Origin of the sequence: Vibrio sp. 2-Bac 85, assembly GCF_037546705.1 — a bacterium.
Classification (GTDB): Bacteria; Pseudomonadota; Gammaproteobacteria; order Enterobacterales; family Psychromonadaceae; genus Psychromonas.
This window is the reverse complement of record NZ_JALAAB010000017.1, coordinates 26,560-48,739: the sequence shown is the minus strand read 5'-3', so window position 1 is coordinate 48,739 and position 22,180 is coordinate 26,560. Positions and strand designations below refer to the sequence as shown.

At 36.4% G+C, this 22,180-nt stretch carries 23 protein-coding genes; 12 read left to right on the top strand and 11 right to left on the bottom strand.

Annotation, left to right across the window (positions count from 1 at the left end):
• Nucleotides 1-431: 431 nt before the first annotated feature.
• The 7 genes from MT390_RS15800 to MT390_RS15770 all read left to right on the top strand — a co-directional run bounded on the left by MT390_RS15800 (nt 432) and on the right by MT390_RS15770 (nt 5,299).
• Nucleotides 432-1,088, top strand: coding sequence for a PEP-CTERM sorting domain-containing protein (locus MT390_RS15800; protein WP_499442074.1), 657 nt, complete (start codon nt 432-434; stop codon nt 1,086-1,088).
• 330 nt (nt 1,089-1,418) lie between these two features.
• Nucleotides 1,419-1,823, top strand: a complete 405-nt coding sequence (locus MT390_RS15795) for a hypothetical protein (RefSeq protein ID WP_166372152.1) — start codon at nt 1,419-1,421, stop codon at nt 1,821-1,823.
• 369 nt (nt 1,824-2,192) lie between these two features.
• Nucleotides 2,193-3,299, top strand: coding sequence for a DUF3549 family protein (locus tag MT390_RS15790; RefSeq protein WP_499442073.1), 1,107 nt, complete (start codon nt 2,193-2,195; stop codon nt 3,297-3,299).
• A gap of 13 nt (nt 3,300-3,312) precedes the next feature.
• Nucleotides 3,313-3,633 carry a DUF3301 domain-containing protein gene (locus tag MT390_RS15785; protein WP_240923653.1) on the top strand — a complete coding sequence of 107 codons (321 nt, stop codon included), beginning with the start codon at nt 3,313-3,315 and terminating at the stop codon, nt 3,631-3,633.
• A gap of 12 nt (nt 3,634-3,645) precedes the next feature.
• A complete protein-coding gene (locus tag MT390_RS15780; RefSeq protein ID WP_166372150.1) occupies nt 3,646-3,990 on the top strand; it encodes a hypothetical protein in 345 nt (114 codons plus the stop codon).
• 2 nt (nt 3,991-3,992) lie between these two features.
• Nucleotides 3,993-4,769 (top strand): Zn-ribbon-containing protein, encoded by a 777-nt coding sequence (locus MT390_RS15775; protein ID WP_499442072.1) that lies wholly within the window; start codon nt 3,993-3,995, stop codon nt 4,767-4,769.
• A gap of 35 nt (nt 4,770-4,804) precedes the next feature.
• The gene (locus tag MT390_RS15770) at nt 4,805-5,299 is read left to right on the top strand and encodes a CreA family protein (RefSeq protein ID WP_499442111.1); all 495 of its coding nucleotides are present in this window, start codon (nt 4,805-4,807) and stop codon (nt 5,297-5,299) included.
• A gap of 211 nt (nt 5,300-5,510) precedes the next feature.
• Here the strand turns inward: MT390_RS15770 and hemH are convergent, their stop codons facing one another.
• From hemH to MT390_RS15730, 8 genes are all read right to left on the bottom strand, one after another.
• Nucleotides 5,511-6,533, bottom strand: a complete 1,023-nt coding sequence (hemH, locus tag MT390_RS15765) for a ferrochelatase (protein ID WP_499442071.1) — start codon at nt 6,531-6,533, stop codon at nt 5,511-5,513.
• A gap of 326 nt (nt 6,534-6,859) precedes the next feature.
• Complete coding sequence (ubiG, locus tag MT390_RS15760; RefSeq protein ID WP_499442070.1) at nt 6,860-7,609, bottom strand: bifunctional 2-polyprenyl-6-hydroxyphenol methylase/3-demethylubiquinol 3-O-methyltransferase UbiG; 750 nt, start codon at nt 7,607-7,609, stop codon at nt 6,860-6,862.
• Between the two features lie 141 nt (nt 7,610-7,750).
• Nucleotides 7,751-8,020, bottom strand: coding sequence for a DUF3081 family protein (locus MT390_RS15755; RefSeq protein ID WP_166372970.1), 270 nt, complete (start codon nt 8,018-8,020; stop codon nt 7,751-7,753).
• Nucleotides 8,021-8,335: 315 nt separating this feature from the next.
• The gene (locus MT390_RS15750) at nt 8,336-9,670 is read right to left on the bottom strand and encodes a DEAD/DEAH box helicase (RefSeq protein ID WP_166372971.1); all 1,335 of its coding nucleotides are present in this window, start codon (nt 9,668-9,670) and stop codon (nt 8,336-8,338) included.
• A 267-nt stretch (nt 9,671-9,937) separates the two neighbouring features.
• A complete protein-coding gene (locus MT390_RS15745) occupies nt 9,938-10,240 on the bottom strand; it encodes a DUF406 family protein (RefSeq protein WP_499442069.1) in 303 nt (100 codons plus the stop codon).
• A 104-nt stretch (nt 10,241-10,344) separates the two neighbouring features.
• A complete protein-coding gene (locus tag MT390_RS15740) occupies nt 10,345-12,765 on the bottom strand; it encodes a glycogen/starch/alpha-glucan phosphorylase (RefSeq protein ID WP_499442110.1) in 2,421 nt (806 codons plus the stop codon).
• Nucleotides 12,766-13,342: 577 nt separating this feature from the next.
• On the bottom strand, nt 13,343-14,995 hold the full coding sequence (gene pgm, locus MT390_RS15735; protein WP_166372974.1) for a phosphoglucomutase (alpha-D-glucose-1,6-bisphosphate-dependent): 1,653 nt from the start codon (nt 14,993-14,995) through the stop codon (nt 13,343-13,345).
• A 33-nt stretch (nt 14,996-15,028) separates the two neighbouring features.
• Entirely contained in the window at nt 15,029-15,679 is a 651-nt protein-coding gene (locus MT390_RS15730; protein ID WP_166372975.1) for a replication initiation regulator SeqA, read from the bottom strand.
• Between the two features lie 151 nt (nt 15,680-15,830).
• Here MT390_RS15730 and MT390_RS15725 point away from each other — a divergent pair, with 151 nt between their 5' ends.
• The 5 genes from MT390_RS15725 to fur all read left to right on the top strand — a co-directional run bounded on the left by MT390_RS15725 (nt 15,831) and on the right by fur (nt 18,507).
• Nucleotides 15,831-16,613 (top strand): alpha/beta fold hydrolase, encoded by a 783-nt coding sequence (locus MT390_RS15725; RefSeq protein WP_499442067.1) that lies wholly within the window; start codon nt 15,831-15,833, stop codon nt 16,611-16,613.
• Nucleotides 16,614-16,910: 297 nt separating this feature from the next.
• Entirely contained in the window at nt 16,911-17,132 is a 222-nt protein-coding gene (locus MT390_RS15720) for a DUF2788 domain-containing protein (protein WP_166372977.1), read from the top strand.
• A 102-nt stretch (nt 17,133-17,234) separates the two neighbouring features.
• Nucleotides 17,235-17,513, top strand: coding sequence for a LexA regulated protein (gene ybfE, locus MT390_RS15715; protein ID WP_166372978.1), 279 nt, complete (start codon nt 17,235-17,237; stop codon nt 17,511-17,513).
• A 10-nt stretch (nt 17,514-17,523) separates the two neighbouring features.
• Nucleotides 17,524-18,051 carry a flavodoxin FldA gene (gene fldA / locus MT390_RS15710; protein ID WP_166372979.1) on the top strand — a complete coding sequence of 176 codons (528 nt, stop codon included), beginning with the start codon at nt 17,524-17,526 and terminating at the stop codon, nt 18,049-18,051.
• A 27-nt stretch (nt 18,052-18,078) separates the two neighbouring features.
• Nucleotides 18,079-18,507 carry a ferric iron uptake transcriptional regulator gene (gene fur / locus MT390_RS15705; RefSeq protein WP_166372980.1) on the top strand — a complete coding sequence of 143 codons (429 nt, stop codon included), beginning with the start codon at nt 18,079-18,081 and terminating at the stop codon, nt 18,505-18,507.
• 246 nt (nt 18,508-18,753) lie between these two features.
• On the opposite strand, the gene MT390_RS15700 is transcribed toward fur, so the two are convergent.
• From MT390_RS15700 to MT390_RS15690, 3 genes are all read right to left on the bottom strand, one after another.
• Nucleotides 18,754-19,758: a TAXI family TRAP transporter solute-binding subunit gene (locus MT390_RS15700; protein WP_499442109.1), complete on the bottom strand. Its 1,005-nt coding sequence runs from the start codon at nt 19,756-19,758 to the stop codon at nt 18,754-18,756.
• Between the two features lie 68 nt (nt 19,759-19,826).
• Nucleotides 19,827-21,158: an amino-acid N-acetyltransferase gene (gene argA, locus MT390_RS15695; RefSeq protein WP_166372981.1), complete on the bottom strand. Its 1,332-nt coding sequence runs from the start codon at nt 21,156-21,158 to the stop codon at nt 19,827-19,829.
• Nucleotides 21,159-21,504: 346 nt separating this feature from the next.
• Nucleotides 21,505-22,131, bottom strand: a complete 627-nt coding sequence (locus MT390_RS15690) for a trimeric intracellular cation channel family protein (protein WP_166372982.1) — start codon at nt 22,129-22,131, stop codon at nt 21,505-21,507.
• Nucleotides 22,132-22,180: the final 49 nt, after the last annotated feature.

The window sequence follows — 22,180 nt, the reverse complement described above, 5'->3', positions numbered from 1 at the left end:
CGAAGCGCTTCACGAAGAACACGAAGCAAAAAACTAAAAATAATTCCCTTGTATTTATTGTTTTGCTCTTACTTCTTTACTCTTCGTGCCTTCGTGGTTAATTTGCTTTTTATTTTTGATTTTAAAACACCGAAGAGCATAAGCAACCCAACCACGAAGCGCTGCGCTTCACGAAGAGCACGAAGAAATCCTAAAAAGAGTAAAAATTATTGTTTCGACCTAACCTCCCTTCGTGCCTTCGTGGTTATTTGGCTTTAAAAGTAAAAAATACCGAATATGACCATCAAAAAGTGTCAGTTATTTTTACACTATTACTAATACTTAATATAAAGTTAAATTTAAACTCATAAAATCAGACGCTTAAAAAACAGGAACAATAATTGCATTAGATATTACTATTAGGGTAGAAATTAAAGCCAAGGAATTAAAATATGAATAAAATTATAAGCATGTTTGTTTTGTTATTTGCTAGCATAACTGCTAATGCAGGCATTTTATTAGATACAGGTGCACCAGATGACGACTCTGGTCTATGTGTAGCACAGGGCTGTGGCGCAGAGCAGTGGACGGCAATGTCAGCTTTTACAGCATCTACTGACTGGACTATTACTGGTTTTGAATTTTTTGCAGTTGATAGGGCAGCGGTAGGTAATGCAAATTATCAATCAACAACTTGGAAAATATTTGAAGCACCAAGTACAACCGGTATCGCTGATTTAGGTGCGGCAACTTATGAAGCTACAATTAAAGCATCAACATCTCAATCTCTATTAACGACCCCATTCGGTGACACGGTTAATATCACTTCATTTTTAATTTCAAATTTAGACATCGAATTATCTGCGGGTAATTATTTTTTAGCTCAACATCATGATTTTTCACAAGCAACAAACTTGACTATTGTAGGGCCAGCAACTGCTTCACTTTTTTATAATACTGATTTTGATGGGTCAGTTAATACATCGACTTATGGCATAGCACAAAAAATATTTGGTAAAGTATCGTCGATTCCTGAGCCTGCTTCAATTGCATTATTTGGTATTGGTTTACTTGGTTTAGGCTGGTCTCGTAAAAAAAAAGCAATCTAAATAAAACTGAACTTATTATGCGAATCTAGAAATTAATAATATTATTTAGCCTCGTTAATTAACGGGGCTTTTTTATGTCTACTGTTTAATATAAAAAGCTCTCGCTTTATTCTACTTTATCCACGAGACTGAAAAGGCAACATTTACAGAGTAATTGTTACCTTGGATTCCGCTTATAAGCGCAACCAATTCCGAAATAATAATTTGAAAGTAATAACAATGTAAATTACTCTTTGTATATGATTTAGGTTTAAACTTAAGCTGATTTAAAATCATAACTATATCCCTCGTATCGGTAACATAAAGAACAAAATAAAAAGGAAGTAAACAATGAATGGAGCAGGAGGAAACTCTGGTGGTATCGGGCATTTTTTTATTGGCTTAATCATGATGTGTGGAGGCTTTTATATGTTACTTAATGCAATCACTGTCTCATCAAATTTTGGCTTAAGTTCGCGCATTTATAGCTTACATAGTTTCGGTAGTGGCATTGGCATTACGGGTGGAACGATTATGATCCCTTTTATACTAGGTATTGGCATGATCTTTTATAATGCTAAAAACATCCTAGGCTGGTTACTTGCCATAGGCTCTATCACCGCTTTAATTTTTGGTGTTATTTCATCAATTCGCTTTAGTTTACATAGCATGTCATCTTTTGACCTGATTGTAATTCTAGTGTTAGCGGTCGGCGGTTTAGGCTTGTTTCTTCGTTCTTTAAAATCACTCTCTTAATTTAGATTTCATATCCATATTAATATTCGTAAGCCGGCAACAATCAACTAACAATAATATGGATAGCAATATTCTAAGTTAATACTTTTACCTAGCATTTAGTCCATAGCCCAATTAATAGAGCCCTTCAATATAGGCCGAATAAATATGCACACATTTAATCCTTTATTTGAGTGAAATATTTGCTGGAATTGATTAACGATATTAGTTAAAGGTATCGGTTAATATTATTGGTTAGTGATAGTGGTTAATGATCTTGATTGTCTGGCTTTTTATTTCAAATTACGGATAGTTAGACATAACGACATAGAGGTCTTGTGCAGACCTGTATATAATCATCCCTCCATTAATTACTAAGATAGCCTTTCTATGAGCATGAATACACTGACTGATTTTTTAGAACAAGCCCAATGCCAATATCGAGCGTATGATTTAGGACGTATTGTGCAAAAAATTAATAACAGCGAATTCCAAAAAATAGCTAAAAATGAAATGGCCTACCCTTTCCCGATTCAGCAGCATGCTTTCATTGCATTAACATTTTGGCAAGTCGCGGCTCAAAAAGAACATTTTATTTGGTTTTTAAAAATGCCTTTAGACGAACAAGGGCTAATAAAAATAACCGCGCAGACAAGCTTTATTCGCATGGTCGTTGAAGCGATGGGCGAAGATCTCACGGCAGATGTTAGTGATAAATTACAAGAAAGGCTGGCTAGTAACCCTTTTGTATTTAAACCAAGCGCAGAAAAACTTGCCATTTTCAATGCCAATATAAACAGCGCTTTTATTCGTCCTGCGTCGTCTTTTTATGCACCTATCCAACACTATTTTTCAGGACAAGGTGACTGGCAGGATTGGCAAAACTTAGGTTTACAAGGTTTTGCTGATTTAGCAGCTCGTTTAGATCATGAGAATAACCAGCAGAAAATAATTGATGCCTTGGATTATCTACCTGAGCAACCTCTACAAACTCTATCTTTGTGCCTTGAGAATCAAACACAAATAAGTAATGAACTGGCTACCAGCATTGCACAGCAAGCCAATAAACGTTTGCAACAAGGGCAAGAAACTAGTGCTATCTTATTATTAAGAGCATTAGCAAGCAGCACAGCAAGTAAGCAAGAAAGTGACATAGAAAATAGCTCTGCAAGTAGCTTAGAAAATAAAAATGAGCAGGCGATGATTAAACAGCTTTTAAATGATCAGTTTTCATCGCAATTAGTACATCAAGCAGACTGGTACATCACTATAGCAGGACGCTGTTGGACACAATTAGAAGATGAAACCTTATTAAACCGATACTTTGAATCGTTAGCGAATCACCATAAAGCACTATTTCCACAACTTTTTGCTGATTTGGTCGCTATCCCCTCATTAAGAGATAAAGTATTAAAACAATTACGTTTAACTGCCCGTTCGCCTGCGTTATCAGAGGCTATTGGTTTATTATTTTCAGGCCTAAAAGCAAACACTTAAAAGCGAGTTAAGAATGATTATGTGGGATTTGTTGTTTATTCTTGGCATGGTGTTGATTGGTACCACCGTATGGCGGTTGCGCCAACAATCTGAACTTGCTAAAACGTTAATAGAACAACACTGTAATAAACTTGATTTACAGCTTCTTTCCGTCGCTCGTTCTCGTTTTAATTTCAAATTAGGCAGCGATTTCTTACAAGCGAGTTTCATTTTTGAATTCAGTAGCGATGGAACCGATAGCTACCAAGGTACATTAACATTGAATGGTTTAGTGAAACCGCGCTTTCAACTGCCCGCTTATCGTTTTGTAGACGATGAAAATACATTATATTAAAAAGGTCACTTCATGGATCGCATTATCTTAGTTGCCCAACAACTTGCTAAAGAAGGCAAAACACCTAATACCGCTTTAATTAAAGCGCGTTTACCTAAAAACACCCCCTTGCCTGCAATTATACAAGGTTTAAAGCTATGGCAAGATAACCCTAATAAACAAATAGATATTCCTACTGAGCCTTCCTTAACGGGAGCAACTTCTCAATCCGTAAATGGTAGTATTGATGAGATTATCAATAGTAAAATAGCACTGGCCATTAACCCGCTCAAAGAAGAGATCAATACGTTAAAAGTACAAATTGACACACTTAAAGAGCGTATCAAAAATACTTCTGATATTGCGATGGAAGAATAATAGTGTTTATTAAGGAATTAAGCTTTGAATGTTACCAGGATACACAATATGCAAGCGTTGAACGGGCCATTAATAATTATTTAGACATGTTACGGTATAATGGACAAATTCTCGGTAGGGAGTTTCCTGTTGCTATGCAAGGCGCTATATTTACCACACGATTGGTTTGCCCAGAAGAACAGAGTTTAAGTGCCGGCTTTAATAGCCCGCAGGTTAATCACGCATTAGAGGGACTCACCAAAGCAGGTTTACTTTCACCTAAAATCAAAACTATTGCCGAAGATTTAAACTCGCAACAGTGCGCGACTAACTTTACGCCTAGTTGGCAGATTTTATATACCACTTTTTTAGATACATGCTCACCGATTCGCTGCGGTGAAACATTAGCCCCTATTCCACTTTATCGAACGCCTGAAGAGATTAGTAATGGCGACCGTAAAAGCGCGATAAAGTGGCAAGAAGAGTGGGTGAATTTAGATGAATTACAAATGAATGGCTCCGCAGTTTCTAGTGCAGCCTTAAAAGAATTAGGTGATATTAGTAGTAAATTTTTCCATCGTGGCAGCAATTTATGCAAACGCATTCAATATATAACTAAAGTACCTACTTATTATTATTTGTACCGTGTTGCAGGCGAATCTTTAAAGCAAGAACAAGAAAGACCTTGTCCAAGCTGTGGTGGAGAGTGGCGATTAAAAATACCGTTATTTGATATTTTTGATTTTAAATGCGATCAATGCCAGTTAGTATCTAATCTATCTTGGGATTTCAAAAAATAGGAAATAATATGTTAAAAAAATTAAAATTAGTGGCAATGATACTAGTGCTGATCGTGGTCGGCTTCTTTGTATTAAGAGGCTGCTCGCAAGATGAAGTCGGTGATGTCAGCTTAGGTTTATTCACCACTCAAGATATTAAACTCAATATGTTAAAAGATCCTATTGTCTCTGGTGTGACTTGTCATGTTGCGTCAATAGAAGCGGATCTAAGTTTTTCAGATCCAAGTGATAGTGCAATATCATGTAGACAAACGGGCCCTATCACCTCAGCGATGATCGCTGAAATAGATAAAAGTAAATCGGGTGATGTTGTGTTTAAAAAATCAAAAAGCATCTTTTTCAAAACCATGAAAATTAGACGTGTATATGATCCAGAAAACCAAACCCTAATGTATGTTTCTTACTCTACTAAGGAAACATCAGGCAGTTTCAAACATAGCCTTTCAACTGTGCCGTTATGGGGTACAGATGCTTACCAAATGACAAAAGAAGTGGCGGCAAAACAAGAGCCAACAGAAAAAGCACTATAACAATATACAAGAACAAACCTTAGAAATACAAAAACCTCAATGAGCGATCACTCATTGAGGTTTTTTATTAGTGTATTATTTACGAGTACTTTTATTAATGCAGTGTTTACAACTTAGTGGGTAATTCTTGTTACGATTTAACTTTTTTCATTAACAAACACTTTTTATTTAAACAAATAAATACTAAAAAATAGAGACTAAAGAACTTCTGTTACAGATTTGGTTTTAGTATGTCTAACATTGCTTCGATATGATCATCTCGGTCATTTAAAGCGGCAATATATCGGTATTTTTCACCACCAGCATGTTCAAATATTTCTCTATTTTCACTCTCAATCTCTTCTAATGTTTCTAGGCAATCGGCACTAAAAGCTGGGCTGATAATTGCGATATCTTTAATGCCTTGCTCAGGAAAGCCTTTCAATGTTTCATCAGTGTAAGGTTTTAACCATTCAGCTTTGCCGAAGCGACTTTGGAAAGTACTAATCACCTTGTCTTTATCTAACCCTAACTTTTCAACAACTAAACGTGTCGTTTGTAAACATAAACAATGGTAAGGATCGCCATTGTCTAAAAACAGTTTTGGCATGCCGTGATAAGAAAAGACTAGTTTTTGTGGCATTCCATTTTTCGCTAAATCTTCACTAATGCTATTAGCAAGAGAGTCAATATAAGCTGAGTTTTTATGATAGCCATTTATAAAGTGCAACTCTGGTACCCAACGCCATTCACGTAATACATTGGCGACGGCATCAAATGTGGACCCCGTTGTTGGGCTTGAATATTGAGGGTATAAAGGTAACACGACAATACGAGTAAAACCTTTCTCACGCAGTTCCTCTAAACCCGACTTAATGGAAGGATTACCATAACGCATGCTCATCACTACTTCTGTATTTTCATATCCCTGTTGCTTTAAAAGAGCACTTAACTTATCTCTTTGTAAGCGGGTAATATGTGTTAGCGGCGACCCATTCTCGGTCCAAATACTTTGATACAGCTTTGCTGAACGTTTAGGTCGTATTCGTAAAATAATACCGTGTAAAATCATCATCCAAATTAAGCGTGGAATTTCTACAATTCGACGATCAGATAAAAATTCGTTTAGATAAGTACGCACCGAACTTGTTGTTGGCGCATCGGGACTTCCCAAATTAGTCAGTAAAATACCTGTTTTTTGATGGAAGCGGCCTTCTTGGTGAGGGTTATCGGTAATGCCTGAAAAACGTGACACAAAAAGCTCCTTTTGAGCATATAAATTTTAACGATGACTCGTTTAAACGAATAGATAATGATATTAGATCACTTTCTATTTAAGTTTATGATGATGGTTAATAATAAATCAAATGATATGATAACAAGTATAAAATAAAGCTTTAGATTAAAACATCTATAAAAAACACGTGAGTTAACCCTTAACTATGTTGTAGCTTATTTTGGCTGAGTTATTGAAACTTAATTATTGATAGTTAGTTATTAAGGTTTAGTTATTAAGGTTTAGTTATTAAGGTTTAGTTATTAAGGTTTAGTTATTAAGGTTTAGTTATTAAGATTTAGTTATTAAGATTTAGTCACCGCCATAACATAATTAACAGATAAATCTGAGCCTGATAGTGACCAACGCCATAATACCGGGTTAAAAACAAATCCACTCTTATCATTCAATGACAGACTTGCCACTTTAAACATATCTGCAAGCTCTGGTGGTTTAATAAACTTATGCCATTGATGTGTGCCGATAGGTAGCCAACGCATCACTCTTTCTGCCCCAATAATAGCGACTATATAGCTCTTGGGAGTGCGATTGATAGTAGAGCAAAGCATTATCCCATCCTTTTTCAACAAGGCTGCACAAGCATTAATTAGCATTTGTGGTTGTGCAACATGCTCGATGACTTCCATATTGAGGATCACATCAAACAGTTCGCCTTCATCAACCAACGCTTCAGCCACCGTATTACGATAGTCTATTGTTAAACCTGATTGTTTGGCGTGAGCTTGGGCAACTGGAATATTTTTGGGTGCAACATCTGCTCCTATCACTTCAGCGCCTAAACGGGCCATGGGTTCACTTAACAAACCGCCGCCACACCCAATATCTAATAGTCGTAAGCCTTTGAAAGGCATTAAGCTATTTAAGTCTCGATTAAACTGTGTAGCAATCTGCCCAACGATATATTGCACTCGTAAAGGGTTGAGCATATGCAACGGTTTAAACTTTCCTTTTGGATCCCACCACTCTTCAGCCATTGCTTCAAACTTAACAACTTCCGATGCATCAATCGTATTGTTGGATGTTAATTTACTCATGCTATGCCCTATAATAGAAAGGTTTAGTGGTTAAATTTAAAGCGAATTAAAGAATGTATTGATAAATTTAATCTTCACATCTATTTTTTTAGATTTTTTCTTAGATTGTTAGTTAGATTGTTAATTAAATCGTTGAGATAATCAGAAACTGTCTTTATCAGCTAACATATTAGATATTTTTTTAAAAAATGCTTTCTGTGTGTCTTCGTCCTCATAATCCATATCAAAAGCACCGTGGAATAATAAAGTCACCGTTAAATCTTTAAATGATAACCAGCATGTATAACCATCAAAATCCTGAGATGCTTTTACACCTGATAGCTCATACACTCCGTCTGTCTTTATTCCCTTAGTGGTGACTAAATCAAAAGCCTGTAGTAAGTCTCGTTTTTTTAATTTATTTACGTCCACAACTCGTGCCCCTATGGTTATTGAATACCGACATTATTTAGTTCAGCGATAAAGGCCTTAAAATTAGTAAGTTTATTAACTTTTCTAGCCTTATCTAACTAACATAATAAACATATTTGAGTTAATTAAGCACTATCGTAATTAATACGAATCAACAAAGAAAAAGATCAGCGAGTTAAATTGAAACTTTATACGCAAAAAAAATGCCTCAATGATCGCTCATTAAGGCATTTATTAAATGCTATTGCTTCGATATAAATCGTTCAATCAAAACTTATACAAATCAATTCTTATATAAATTAATACTTACGTATATTAGTCTTCGGAATCATCAACAATAATTCTTTTCTTACGACGCATTGGTGCAGCACCCACATCGATAGACTCATGAAAAACATGTTCTTGCTTTTTAGTACTTACTTTGGCTTTTTTAGCCATTGGTTTTTTCTTATCTTCAAGCACTTTTTTAGCTTTAACAACTTTCTTCTGTACTGGTTTTAAACCTTTAAATTTTGGGTTAATACCTTCTACTTTGTCAAAAGTGATAGTTTGTGCAACAAAGCTTTCTACTTTTTTAAAGTTGTCCCAATCTTTAGGACCAATAATAGAAATGGCATCACCTAATTCACCTGCACGTCCAGTTCGGCCAATACGGTGTATATATTCTTCAGTATGCTTTGGAATATCAAAGTTAAAAACGTGGCTAACATGGATTAAATCTAACCCACGTGAAGCGATATCCGTAGTCACTAATATTTTATTTTTACCGCGTGAGAAAGCATCCATTATTTGGTTACGATTACTCTGGGTAAGATCCCCATGTAAAGCGGCCGCAAGCATACCTTTCTCTATTAAAATAGCACTTAGACGTTCAGTATCAGCACGCGTAGCCGTAAAGATAATTGCTTGATCGATTTTTTCTTCTTTCAGAAAGTGAAACAATAACTTTTCTTTTTGGTTTAGGTTATCAGCCAAATAAAAGCGTTGCGTAATTTCACTGTGCTGCTGGTTTTCTTCACCCACTGCGATACGAATTGGTGACTTTAATAAATGTCCTGCAAATTCATTCACTTCACCATGACCGAGAGTTGCAGAAAACATCAACGTTTGGCGTAGACGATGATTTGCAGCTTCATTAATCGCAGTTAATTGCTCTGCAAAACCTAAATCAAGCATGCGATCCGCTTCATCTAAGATCAGTAATTCTAAGCCGGGTAAATGTAATAACCCTTTTTTAAGGTGATCAACAATACGTCCCGGTGTACCAACAATAAAGTGAGGGTGTTTATCAATCGCTTTCACTTGATCGTTAAAGTTTTCCCCACCCAACACTAGAATAGACTTAATACTGGTATTAGAGACTAACAAACGTAACTGCGAATAAACTTGTTTTGCAAGTTCGCGGGTTGGTGTCAGGATAAGTACACGAGGATCTCGACGAGTTAAAGCGCGTGTTTTTAATACACGCTGCATTGCCGGTAATAAATAAGCTAGCGTTTTACCTGAGCCCGTTTTAGATGATGCTAAAAGATCTTTCCCAGATACAGCAATCGGCACAGCTTCAGCTTGAATTTGTGTTGTTTCAGTAAAACCTAAATGTGAAACAGAAGTGATCAAACGCTGATCAATGGGTAAATCTTTAATTAGCAATGTATGCTCCAAGGAAGTAAAAATAGAAAATAAGTGCGTAGTATAACGATTAAGCGGAAAAACAAGAAATGAAGTTTGTAATAGCGGGTAAAAAAATCCATTAATTTAAGGATTAAATAAAAAAAGGAACAAGCAAACGCTTATTCCTCTCTTAAATTGGGATAATAATGGCTAATTCGGTAATGGAGTTTAATAGAAAAGTTGGAAGGAATTATTTACAAGGTCCTGTACTTCATTGGCCCTACTTATCCTAGTTTTCCAAAATAGCTAGATTGCACTTAAACCCATTTCAAAAATAAGTTTTTCAGCGGTACATTCAAACTGTAGTGAGACTTTGCTTTCAACACCGTCATTAGTTTGTTGAAAATCCACGTCTACTTTTACTGTTGCAAAACGTGCTTTTGCCGCTTTAATATATTTATCTGCTAACTGTTCAACACTGGCTTGATCTGGTCCGCTAAAAGGCAACACAAGTAGTGTGTCATTTTCTGCGATAACACTGCCTAGCTCAACAATAGTACCACATGCTTCGCATACATCGTTTTCTTGAGTTTGGATATTGTCAGACATATTTACCTCTGTGTTTATTATACAAGTGGTCAGATTGTAGCTCGCTTTAAACAAAAAAGGCGACATATAAAATGTCGCCTTTTACCTTTTAATGATTTAAATCATTAAGCTGCAGGAAATTTTTCTAATTTCCAAATTTTGCTTGCATAATCTTCAATTGAGCGGTCAGAGTTAAATTTACCCATTGCGCCTGCATTCAGAATAGCCTTTTCAGCCCAAGCTGACTGGTCACGATAAAGTGTATCGATATCTTGATGAGCAGCAACATAAGATGCGTAATCAGCAAGACATAAATATTCATCGCCCCATTCCAATAAACTACGTTTAATATCAGACAATAAGCCAGCATGCCCAGGTGTAAAGAAGTCAGTATCTAACCAATCAAGTACTGCTTTTAACTCTGGATTTTTGTAGTAATAATCGTATGGATTATAACCACTTGCTTTTAATGCTTTTACTTCATCAACGCTTAAACCGAAGATAAACATATGTTCAGCACCAATCTCTTCAGCCATCTCGATATTTGCACCATCCATGGTACCGACAGTTAACGCACCGTTTAATGCGAACTTCATGTTACCTGTACCCGATGCTTCTAGGCCGGCTGTTGAAATTTGCTCAGAAATATCTGCTGCTGGGAACATTTTTTCTGCCAATGAAATACGATAGTTTGGTAAGAAGACAACTTTTAATTTGCCTTGAATACGCTCATCGTTATTCACTTTGTCTGCAATTTTATTCAATGCAAAAATAATTTCTTTGGCCATGTGGTAACCAGGAGCGGCTTTAGCGCCAAATAGGAATACACGCGGTACCATGTCATAATCAGGATTTTCAAGTAAACGTTTGTATAGCGTTAAAATATGGATCAAATTTAACTGCTGACGTTTGTACTCGTGTAGACGTTTGATTTGCACATCAAAAATAGCATCAACAGAGACTTCAACACCGGTTGTATCTTTGATGATTTTAGCTAGCTCTACTTTATTTTCTTTTTTAATGTCCATAAAGCGTTTTTGGAATGCAACATCTTTAGCTTTTGGCAGAATGCCTTTCAACTTATCTAAGTTAAGCACCCAATCATCACCAATTGTTTCATCTAATAACGTCGCTAAACCTTCATTACAAGCTTTCAACCAACGACGTGGCGTTACACCATTCGTTACATTAACTAATTTACCTGGGAACAATTCATGGAACTCAGGGAATAGATCTGTTTTAACAAGTTCTGAGTGAACCGCGGCAACACCATTGACTTTATACGCAGTGATAACACAAAGGTTAGCCATGCGTACCATGCGCTGTTGCGACTCTTCAATGACAGATAATTTTTCTTTTTTAAGGTCATCCCCAGGCCATTTTTTCTCAACAACATTAGCTAAGAATTGAGAGTTAATTTCATAAATTATCTCTAAGTGGCGCGGTAATACTTTTTCAAACAGTGCAACAGACCATTTCTCTAGTGCTTCTGGTAATAAAGTATGGTTGGTGTAAGCAAAGGTTTCTTGACAGATTTTCCAAGCAGAATCCCAATCTAATCCCTCTTCATCAACTAAGATGCGCATTAATTCAGGAATAGCAATCGTTGGGTGAGTGTCATTTAATTGAATTGCCACTTTTTCAGGTAATAACGATAAATCTTTATTTGCACGTTTAAAACGACGCAAGATATCTTTTACTGAACAAGCACAGAAGAAGTATTGTTGAATTAAACGTAACTCTTTACCTGCATCCGTTGAATCATTTGGATAAAGTACTTTAGACACAGTCTCTGCTTTTGATTTTTCAACTTGTGAGTCGACATAACCACCGGCATTAAATACGTCCCAATCAAAGGCTTCATGGGCACGACTTTCCCATAAACGTAAAATATTAACCGTTTTAGCACCGTATCCTACGATGGGAATATCCCAAGGAACACCTTTTAATTTTTGTCCCGCATGCCAAACTTTACGAGAACCTTCTTTTTGATCAAACACAGTTTCAACATAACCATATAAAGGAATATGTTGAATAGATTCAGGACGGCAAATCTCCCATGGGTTGCCGTATTCACGCCATGTATCAGGACGCTCAATTTGACGACCATCTTGGAATTCTTGTTTAAATAGTCCGTGTTCATAATGGATACCGTAGCCAATCGCAGGGTAACCAAGTGTTGCTAGTGAATCAATAAAACAAGCAGCAAGACGGCCTAAACCACCATTACCTAATGCCATATCCGGCTCTTCATCGCATATTTCATATAGGTCTTTACCTAGACCTTTTAACGCTTCTTCAGTAACTTGGAAAACTTGCAAGTTTTGTAGGTTATTAGACAACAAACGTCCCATTAAAAACTCAAGGGACAAATAGTTCACTGCGCGAGTGTCATGCTCTGAGTGAGTTTGTTGTGTTTTTGTCAGTTTCTCAAAAACTAATTCGTTGACAGCCTGACAGGTTGCATTCCACCACGCTTTATTATTTGCTTTATGTTCATCAGTCCCAAGGCCTTTATGTAGGCGGTCGATGATTGCTTTTTGCATTTCAGCACTGCTAACCGTAGGCACTGCTACAGAATCCTTTGCTGCCGATTTTTTAGATTTTTTAGTCGCCATGTTATACCTATTAGTTAAGTGAGGATAAAGTTTTATTCCATATAAAACTCTTTGAAAATGTGATTGAGAAAGTACTAATATTTAAAATAATACCTTAACACCCCTCTAAAGTAATGCTTTAGAAAGTATGCCCTCAGTTTGGGTCGCAAGTTTAATAAATTGCTATTGAAACTAAGATTCAAAATAAACATTGTGATATATATCACAATAAATGGTCATGTAAAAATAAATTTTATTTTGAAATATAGTTTAAAAAACAAACAAACACTATTTTTTGGCTCGATATGATTATTAAATTCCAAATTAAAATTTTGGAAAATTAAAGGGGATATGTAACTAATCAAGGTAACTAATTGTTCTAATTAAAATAAAATCTGTAGGTATTATTTTTTAAATCAAGAAGCTGATTATTGAAGGGACATAAAAAAGGCAAAGTAAACACTTTGCCTTTTTTATTTGAATCTAAATTATTTTATCAATTCCTAAAATATATTTATATTTTTAATTAAAGACCAGCTTTAGCAAAAGCTTGAGCCACAATCTCTTGTGCTTCTTTTTGAATTAAAGCGATATGATCTTCACCTAAAAAGGATTCAGAATATATTTTATAAATATTCTCTGTACCCGATGGACGTGCTGCAAACCAACCATTTTCAGTGGTTACTTTTAACCCACCAATAGCGGCACCATTACCCGGTGCATGGGTTAATTTAGCAGTTATTTTTTCACCGGCAAGTGTTTCAGCTTCCACCATTTCAGGCGTTAAGTTTGCTAAGACTTGTTTTTGTTCAGGTGAAGCAGGCGCATCAAAACGCTGGTAAACTGGTGCGCCAAATTTTGCAGCAAATTCAGCGTAGTGTTCGCCCGGATCTTTTTTGGTCACGGCAATAATTTCAGCGGCTAATAATGCCAAAATAATACCGTCTTTATCTGTGCTCCAAACGGTACCGTCTTTACGTAAAAAAGAAGCCCCTGCACTTTCTTCACCACCGAAACCAAACTTACCTTCAAAAAGTCCATCTACAAACCATTTGAAGCCAACAGGTACTTCAGACATTTCGCGACCTAATTGATTTACAACACGGTCAATCATTGAACTTGATACTAGGGTTTTACCTACAATCGCTTTATCCGACCATCCAGTTCGATGCGTAAATAGGTAATTGATAGCAACCGCAAGGTAATGATTTGGATTTAACAACCCAGAAGATTTAGTCACAATACCATGACGATCATAATCAGGGTCATTAGCTATCGCCACATCAAAATGGTCTTTCAGTTTGATCAAACCTGCCATGGCATAAGGTGATGAACAATCCATACGGATCTTGCCATCTTTATCTAGTGTCATAAACGAAAAAGTAGGGTCGACACGGTCATTAACAACTTCAATATCAAGACCATAGGTTTTAGCAATCACAGGCCAGTAAGCAACACCTGAGCCACCTAGTGTATCCACACCAATTTTAACACCCGCTTTTGCAATGGCTTCTAAGTCTAAAACATTTTTTAAGTCATCAACATAAGGTTGAATATAATCGTACTCTTCTACTAAGTCAGACTGCATCGCTTCATCAAAGTCAGCTTGTAAAATATCATCATAATTATCATTTAAGATTTCATTGGCACGATCTTGAATAATTTTAGTAACATCACTATCTGCAGGACCGCCATTAGGTGGATTGTATTTGAATCCACCATCTTCAGGTGGATTATGCGAAGGTGTAATAACGATACCATCGGCAAGAGAATCAGGATGCGCTTTATTGTATTGTAGGATTGCATGGGAAATAACAGGTGTTGGTGTATAACCGCCACCTTTTTGTACCACTACTTTAATGCCATTTTCTACCAGCACTTGTACTGCTGAAATAAAAGCGGGTTCAGATAATGCGTGTGTATCTTTACCAATAAACACAGGGCCAGTATACCCCTTTTCCTTACGATACTCGGCCAATGCTTGGGTAATGGCAAGGATATGTAATTCAGTAAATGCATATTTAAAAGAACTACCTCGGTGCCCCGAAGTGCCAAATGCAACTTGCTGCTCTGCCACTTCAACGTCAGGGAGATTAACATAGTATGCAGAGACTAATTTTGGAATATCAACTAAATCACTTGCTTGTGCAGGTTGGCCTGCGCGTGGATGAATTGCCATAAGTACCTCAGATTGTGATGAAAATAAATAAAATTAAATTTCTTCTTTAATGCGTTCGATTAAATGATGCGGGTAACCCATTGAAGCCATCATTTGCGTTAAAATAATTCTTTTACGCCCAGTATTTGCGTTGGTGATCACCCAATAAGGCGTTTGTGGAATCATTCTAGGCTTGCTCGCTTTAAATTGAGCCAGTTCTTCTTCGTTATCGGAATTCAATAAATCCTGTAAATCAGTACCTAAATAGGCACGAGTTCGACCTTTAGTTGTTTCGGCCGCCTCAATAAATGCATCTTTTTTCTCAAAATACATCGTTGTTAGCATCATCATGAACTTATTAGTTATCACGGATTCAGAAGTAAAAGCAGGGTCTGTGAATAATTGCTTCACTCCTTGATGGAAATGTTCATTTTTTTCGGTTACGCTATTTTCACTTAGGTTATGGTCGGTTACATTGCTTTCTGTTCTATTTTTATTGGGTTGAGCAAGTTGTTGCGTCGAATGAGTTCGAGTAGAAGACTTATTTTCAACACTAACTTTTTTCTCAGGAGTGGTTTTCTCGACCGTATTATCTTCAGACAATGCCAGTAAACGACGAAGAATTTGGGAGGGTGTTTCACCGAAGGCTTCAATATTATTCAAAATATATTTATATAGATCATCTTCTATTTCGATCGTTTTCATTATTTCCCCATTACCTTACTTATTTGTACTAGCTGAATGGAATACAGTAAAATCACATAACCATTAATATGGAGGTGTAAATACTTTCAGCTTTAATGCATAATTTGTTATTATTTTTAACTTTATTTATTCTCACTTAAAATGAGCTTTTATGCTACTAAATTACCAACTAAAACAAACCGCTAAACATGAACCAGCTAATAAAAATGAGATTATTTTTATCATTCACGGTTTATTTGGTAGTTTATCTAACCTTTCCGGCTTAGCAAAAGAGTTGCAAGCTAATTTTGATGTCATTTTAGTGGACGTTCGTAATCATGGACAAAGTCCACGTAGTCGAAGCATGACTTACCCTGAAATGGCAGAAGATATATTTGAACTAGCGGACTCATTGGGCATTGAAAAATTTTCAGTTGTTGGTCATTCCATGGGCGGAAAAATCGCGATGACTTGTGCCCTACTACAACCACAACGCATTAAAAACTTAATAGTTGCAGATATAGCTCCAGTTGCTTATGGCGATAGGCACAGCGACGTATTTACTGGTTTACAATCCGTCAGTTTATTGCAGGCAAAAAACCGTACGGAAGCTGAAAAAATATTAGCAGGTTATGTAGAAACGCCGGAAGTAAGACAATTTTTATTAAAGTCTTATCAACGTGGTGATGATGGTTTTGACTTCGTTTATAATGTTGACAATTTACACCACAATTATCACTTGATCAGTGGATGGCCAACGATTGAGGGTGAATACACAGACTCAGCCTTATTCATTAAAGGTGAACGCTCTGATTATATTAATGAAAAAAGTATGGAATCAGTGATGACATTATTTCCCAATGCGCGGCTTAAAATCATTAATGATACTGGTCATTGGCTGCATGCAGAGAAAGCAAAAACCTTTAACCGGTTAGTCGTTAACTTTTTTGCTTAGATGTGAGTAGTGAAACATCGTCATTTGAAAGCACAAGTGAGTAATTAAAACCTGTGTCATGCTGTACAGAGTATTTAGACAAGGTCGACGGTTTGTATTTTACTTACTATTATGTACAAAATCGCCTATTTAATTAGAATAGCCAGACATAATAGGCATCACCTTGTTACAAAAGGTGAATAAATAACAATACAAATGAACACAAAAGATTAATAGAGACTAGGCTTTTACAAACATATTTGCCTATTTTCGATAGCATCTATATGCTATATTCCCTTTTTTAAAAGAAGCTAAAATATGCTGCAAGAATATACTGAGCAAATTGAAACAATTGGTTTATATGGTTTTTACCTTTTACTTTTTTTATTCATCGGTTTAGCCATTCAAGACGTACTAAAAAAAGGTAATGTACCAAAATTTGGACGTCAAGTTGTATGGGCAGTATTATTTTTTGGTTGCATCGGTTTCATCTCAAAAGCAGTTATAGAAATTGTATGGGTTAATTCAGGTATTGGTTAAATAATTCTCTCGGTAATGATGACCAAGTAATGATGGCTAAGTAATGTTACTCGGTCAGGTTGCTAGGCAAGAATTATTAGGTAAGTATTGTTAGGTAACAAAATGGCAAAGGAATCATTTGATCGCATTACTAGCGATCTATTTGCAAACGAGGTACGCCGAGGCAGACCTAAAAGCAATCCTCATTCGCGTCAAGTTCAGCTAAAAATAAATAAGCAAAAACAGACGTTAAGAGATAAGCAAAACGGTTTAAAACGAATCGAATTAAAAGTAGATAGCGAATTATTTGAACAATTAAATAAGCTATCTGACACACTATCAATAAGTCGTGCAGAGTTAATTAATAAACTGCTACATGCACAGTTAAATCAAATAAATTAAGGTATAGAGTATGTCAAGCGTAGGTATTTTCTTTGGTAGCGATACAGGTAACACTGAAGCTGTAGCAAAAATGATACAAAAAGAATTAGGTAAAAAACTAGTTGAAGTAAAAGATATCGCTAAAAGCAGCAAAGAAGATATCGCTGAATTTAGCCTTATTTTATTTGGTATTCCTACCTGGTACTACGGTGAAGCGCAATGTGATTGGGATGATTTTTTCCCAGATTTAGAAGAGATTGATTTCACTGATAAATTAGTTGCTATTTTTGGCTGTGGCGATCAAGAAGATTATGCAGAATACTTTTTAGATGCAATGGGACAGTTAGGCGATATAGTTGAAAGTAAAGGTGCTATTATTGTTGGTAATTGGTCATCTGAAAGCTATGACTTTGAAGCTTCAAAAGCTTCAATTGATGATAAAACGTTCATTGGTTTAGGGATTGATGAAGATCGTCAGCCTGAATTGACTGCATCACGTGTTAAAGCTTGGTCTGAGCAAATTTATAATGAAATGTGTTTAGCGGAATTAGCCGACTAAATCCAATTACAGCAGTTAGGAAATGACATGAGTAATGAAAATTTAGCCCTTAAAGAAGCGGGTTTAAAAGTAACATCACCACGTTTGAAAATTTTAAGCTTATTACAGCTGCCAGAGAATCAACACTTAAGTGCTGAAGATCTTTATAAGAAATTGCTTGAACAAGGCGATGAAGTAGGTGTAGCAACGGTTTACCGTGTATTAAACCAATTTGATGATGCTGGTATTGTTACTCGTCATCATTTTGAAGGCGGCAAATCAGTTTTTGAATTAACCCATCAAGAACATCATGATCATTTAGTTTGTTTAAAATGTGGTGAAGTAATTGAATTTAATGATCCACTTATTGAAGAGCAGCAAAAACTTATCGCTGCAAAATATGGCATTAAATTAACCAACCACAGTTTGTACCTTTACGGTGAACCTGTTGATGGTGAGTGTAAGCATAATACTTAAGTAACTTATGCTTCTTTTGATGCATTTATTTAAATGCTAATACGATAAAAATAGCCTGTTTAATAACGGGCTTTTTTGTGCCTGTTTTTTGCTTATAGCGAATGATAAATATGAGTTTAATTGTTATGGCGATAATCGCAGCCAATAATCGCCAATAAAGTATTGTGAAGGTAAGCTTAAGATTGCTTTATGTTGCTTGGCTTGGGTTTGCTTAGTTAGGTTTACTTAGTCAGATTTTTAGGTAGATTAGTTTTTTACTACCGTACTCGAATCATCTTGAATTAATCCAACCTCTTTATAATACCGTAATGCGCCAGGGTGTAACGGAGCAGATAAATATTGAGTAACCATTGCATGCTTAGTAAGAAATTCAAAAGATGGATGTAACTGTACAAAATCGGTATGGTTTTCAAAGACTGCTTTAACTATTTCATAGGCGATTTTTTCCGGTAAATCTGTTGTGGTCACTACCGTAGCCCCAACGCCAAATGTAGTCGTTTTTTTAGGGCTGCCACGATACATTTTGGCAGATATTGATGCCTTATCGTAATAACTATGTGTCGCTATCAGTTGCGATACTTTTTCACCTTTAACATTCACTAAGTTAGTTTGGCAAGCACTACTCGCTTCTTTAATCGAGCTATTAGGGTGGCCAACAACATATACAATCGCGTCTATTTTATTATCGCATAGCGCCTGTGCTTGTTCGCTAGGTGGTAATGATGTCGCTTCTGCAAAATCAGATTCTTGCCAACCGTAGATATCTAACAGCATTTCCATAGTGCCACGTTGGCCTGAATTGGGAGCACCTATGTTGACGCGCTTACCTTTTAGCTGTTCAAAGCTAGTAATTTTAGCATCTTTCCTTGCTAACACAGTAAAGGGTTCAGAGTGCACTGAAAATAAAGATCTTAACTGAGCAAACTTTCCCTCGTCTTTAAAGATAGAAGTGCCGTTATAAACATGATATTGCCAATCAGATTGCACTACTGCGATATCAAGTTTATGGTCTTTTAATGCATTCAAGTTATAGATAGAACCCGGTGTACTTTTAATTTCACAGCGAATACTATCGATACCTTTTAACTGATTAACTAAAAAACAAATCGCACCGCCGGTTGGATAATAAACACCACTGATGCCACCGGTACCAATGGACACATAGTCTACTTTCGCACTCACATTAGCATGTAAAAAAACCGTACAAAGCGCAACAATAAGAGAGCGTGCAGGTAAATTTAAACCGCGCATAGGATTAGCGTTGGCAATCGCTAAATGGCAGTTTAAAATTCCTTGCTTAAAAACTTCTCTTATTTTATTCATATTTTTTTTATTAATACCTTTGAGTTACGCTTTAAGTTATACATCTCTTTTTTAGCAGCGGGTAATTGGTTAATTTCTGCAAATGCAAATCCCCTCTCTCTAAACCAATGAATACTTTGTGTTGTTAACACAAAAATCGACTCTAACCCTAACTGTCTGGCTTTACGCTCAACGTGTGCAACAAGATTATCAGCACGTGCTGCTCTACGATATTTAGGATGGCTTACTAAACAAGCTAATTCGCCCATGTTATCATCCATAAATGGATATAAAGCCGCACAACCAATAACCATGCCGTCTCGTTCTACAATCAAAAAGTGTTCAATTTCATTCTCTAACAATTCACGAGAACGTTTAACTAAAATACCTTGTTTTTCAAGTGGTTCAATTAATTGTAATAAACCACCAATATCATCGATAGTAGCTGTTCGAATTTTTTCATAACTTTCTTTTACAATCTGCGAACCAGTACCATCGCGCGTGAATAGCTCTTTTAATAATGCACCATCTTGATGATAACTAATGAGGTGACAACGTGTTACATCGGCTTGACAAGCAGCTACAGCGGCACGTAGAAGACGCAATGTACCCGATGCATGCTCTGATTCTTTTTCCATTGCATCAATATGGGCTTGAGCTTCCTCTGGTAATAACTCTGAAATCACTTCGCCATTTTCATCTAACACACCTTGATGAGAACAAAAGCCTATTAACTTATCTGCTTTCATATCAATCGCAACTTGGGTTGCAACTTCTTCTGCAAGTAGATTAAATACTTCACCCGTTACTGAATAACCAATCGGAGAAATAATTGGGATCGCTCCAGAAGAGAGCTGAGCTTTAATGCCATCAACATCAATACGGCGAACCTTGCCAGCATGACAAAAATCTACGCCGTCTTTGACACCAATTGGTTGAGCAGTGACAACGTTACTGATCACCGTACGAATTGCCGCACCTTGCATTGGAGAGTTTGCTAAGCCCATCGATAGCCCAGCTTGTAATTCGATTTGTACTGCACCTACAGCTTGCTTGATGAGAGTCAAACTACGATCATCTGTTATCCTAAGATCATCGTGAAATTGACTACTATGACCGTGCATATCAAGTTGTTTTTGAATTTGAGGACGTACTCCATGTACTAAAATCAACTTCACACCAAGACTGTTAAGTAACGCAATATCATTAATGATATGTTGAAAATTATCTGTTTCTAATGCTTCGCCACCAATCATTAAAACAAAGGTTTTATGTCGATGTGCATTGATATATGGGGCTGAATTACGAAACCAATTTATCAATTGTGTTGAATTTGTTACTGCTTCCATTTGCCTACCTATTGCTCACAATAATCCACTAAACATTTAGGCCGAGTTGATCTTTCAAATTTAATTGTGCAACGAACTGCTGGCTCTTTATATAAGGCTAAGCTTATAAAGCAGAATTATTCCGCATAAATAAGCAAAAAAACAGTATAAATAGTCAGTACACGTTACCCTTTGATTTCACCACAAGATACCTTATGGTGAACAGATTTAAATAGTAAAGATCAACCGCCCCTAGTATAGGGAGTCTACCAAGTACATGTTTGTGTTGGCAAAACAATTGTTTAAACAATGTTAAATCAACGCTCTTTAGTGATTAAGTATTGCCTTTAAATGACAAGATCGCTGGTTATGCTTCTCGATCGTTACTAAATACAGGTAAAGAAAGGTGGTAATAAATAGCGCATAAACGCAATGATAAGGTACCTAACATTGCCACAGCCATAGAGAAAATAGGGCCTAGTTCAATATAATCACACAACACATATAGGGTTGCGCCCAACATAGAAGCTGTTGCATAAATCTCTTTTTGTAACACAAAAGGTATTTGCCCGCTTAATATGTCACGGATCATGCCGCCCACGACTCCGGTAATACATCCCATCACAATAGCAACAGGACCACTAAAGCCTAACATCAAGGCTTTTTGTGCGCCGATAATAGTAAAAATAGCGAGACCAAAAGCATCAAAGATGGGTAGCAAATAAGCAGGAAAACGGTGGATTCGCTGTAACCATATAAGGCTTAATATCGCAGTAACGACAATAACGTAGATATAAGTGTTATCCACAATCCAAAAAACCGGTGTAGCCCCCATCATCATATCTCGCAAGGTGCCGCCGCCAATACCAGTCACGCCAGCTAATACGGTAATACCAAAGGGGTCCATACGTAACCGAGTAGCAACTAATACACCAGAAATAGCACAGGTGATCACACCAATCATATCTGAAACATAAATAAAACTATCTAACATCTGATTAACCATTCCTTATTAGGCTTTAAGCTATATTTTGGTGTCACAC

Coding starts and splice junctions, on each gene's coding strand:
- MT390_RS15800 (WP_499442074.1), top strand. CDS start 432: ATGAATAAAATTATAAGCATGTTTGTTTTGTTATTTGCTAGCATAACT.
- MT390_RS15795 (WP_166372152.1), top strand. CDS start 1,419: ATGAATGGAGCAGGAGGAAACTCTGGTGGTATCGGGCATTTTTTTATT.
- MT390_RS15790 (WP_499442073.1), top strand. CDS start 2,193: ATGAGCATGAATACACTGACTGATTTTTTAGAACAAGCCCAATGCCAA.
- MT390_RS15785 (WP_240923653.1), top strand. CDS start 3,313: ATGATTATGTGGGATTTGTTGTTTATTCTTGGCATGGTGTTGATTGGT.
- MT390_RS15780 (WP_166372150.1), top strand. CDS start 3,646: ATGGATCGCATTATCTTAGTTGCCCAACAACTTGCTAAAGAAGGCAAA.
- MT390_RS15770 (WP_499442111.1), top strand. CDS start 4,805: ATGATACTAGTGCTGATCGTGGTCGGCTTCTTTGTATTAAGAGGCTGC.
- ubiG (WP_499442070.1), bottom strand. CDS start 7,609: ATGAGTAAATTAACATCCAACAATACGATTGATGCATCGGAAGTTGTT.
- MT390_RS15745 (WP_499442069.1), bottom strand. CDS start 10,240: ATGTCTGACAATATCCAAACTCAAGAAAACGATGTATGCGAAGCATGT.
- MT390_RS15740 (WP_499442110.1), bottom strand. CDS start 12,765: ATGCAAAAAGCAATCATCGACCGCCTACATAAAGGCCTTGGGACTGAT.
- pgm (WP_166372974.1), bottom strand. CDS start 14,995: ATGGCAATTCATCCACGCGCAGGCCAACCTGCACAAGCAAGTGATTTA.
- MT390_RS15730 (WP_166372975.1), bottom strand. CDS start 15,679: ATGAAAACGATCGAAATAGAAGATGATCTATATAAATATATTTTGAAT.
- MT390_RS15725 (WP_499442067.1), top strand. CDS start 15,831: ATGCTACTAAATTACCAACTAAAACAAACCGCTAAACATGAACCAGCT.
- MT390_RS15720 (WP_166372977.1), top strand. CDS start 16,911: ATGCTGCAAGAATATACTGAGCAAATTGAAACAATTGGTTTATATGGT.
- ybfE (WP_166372978.1), top strand. CDS start 17,235: ATGGCAAAGGAATCATTTGATCGCATTACTAGCGATCTATTTGCAAAC.
- fldA (WP_166372979.1), top strand. CDS start 17,524: ATGTCAAGCGTAGGTATTTTCTTTGGTAGCGATACAGGTAACACTGAA.
- fur (WP_166372980.1), top strand. CDS start 18,079: ATGAGTAATGAAAATTTAGCCCTTAAAGAAGCGGGTTTAAAAGTAACA.
- MT390_RS15700 (WP_499442109.1), bottom strand. CDS start 19,758: ATGCGCGGTTTAAATTTACCTGCACGCTCTCTTATTGTTGCGCTTTGT.
- argA (WP_166372981.1), bottom strand. CDS start 21,158: ATGGAAGCAGTAACAAATTCAACACAATTGATAAATTGGTTTCGTAAT.
- MT390_RS15690 (WP_166372982.1), bottom strand. CDS start 22,131: ATGTTAGATAGTTTTATTTATGTTTCAGATATGATTGGTGTGATCACC.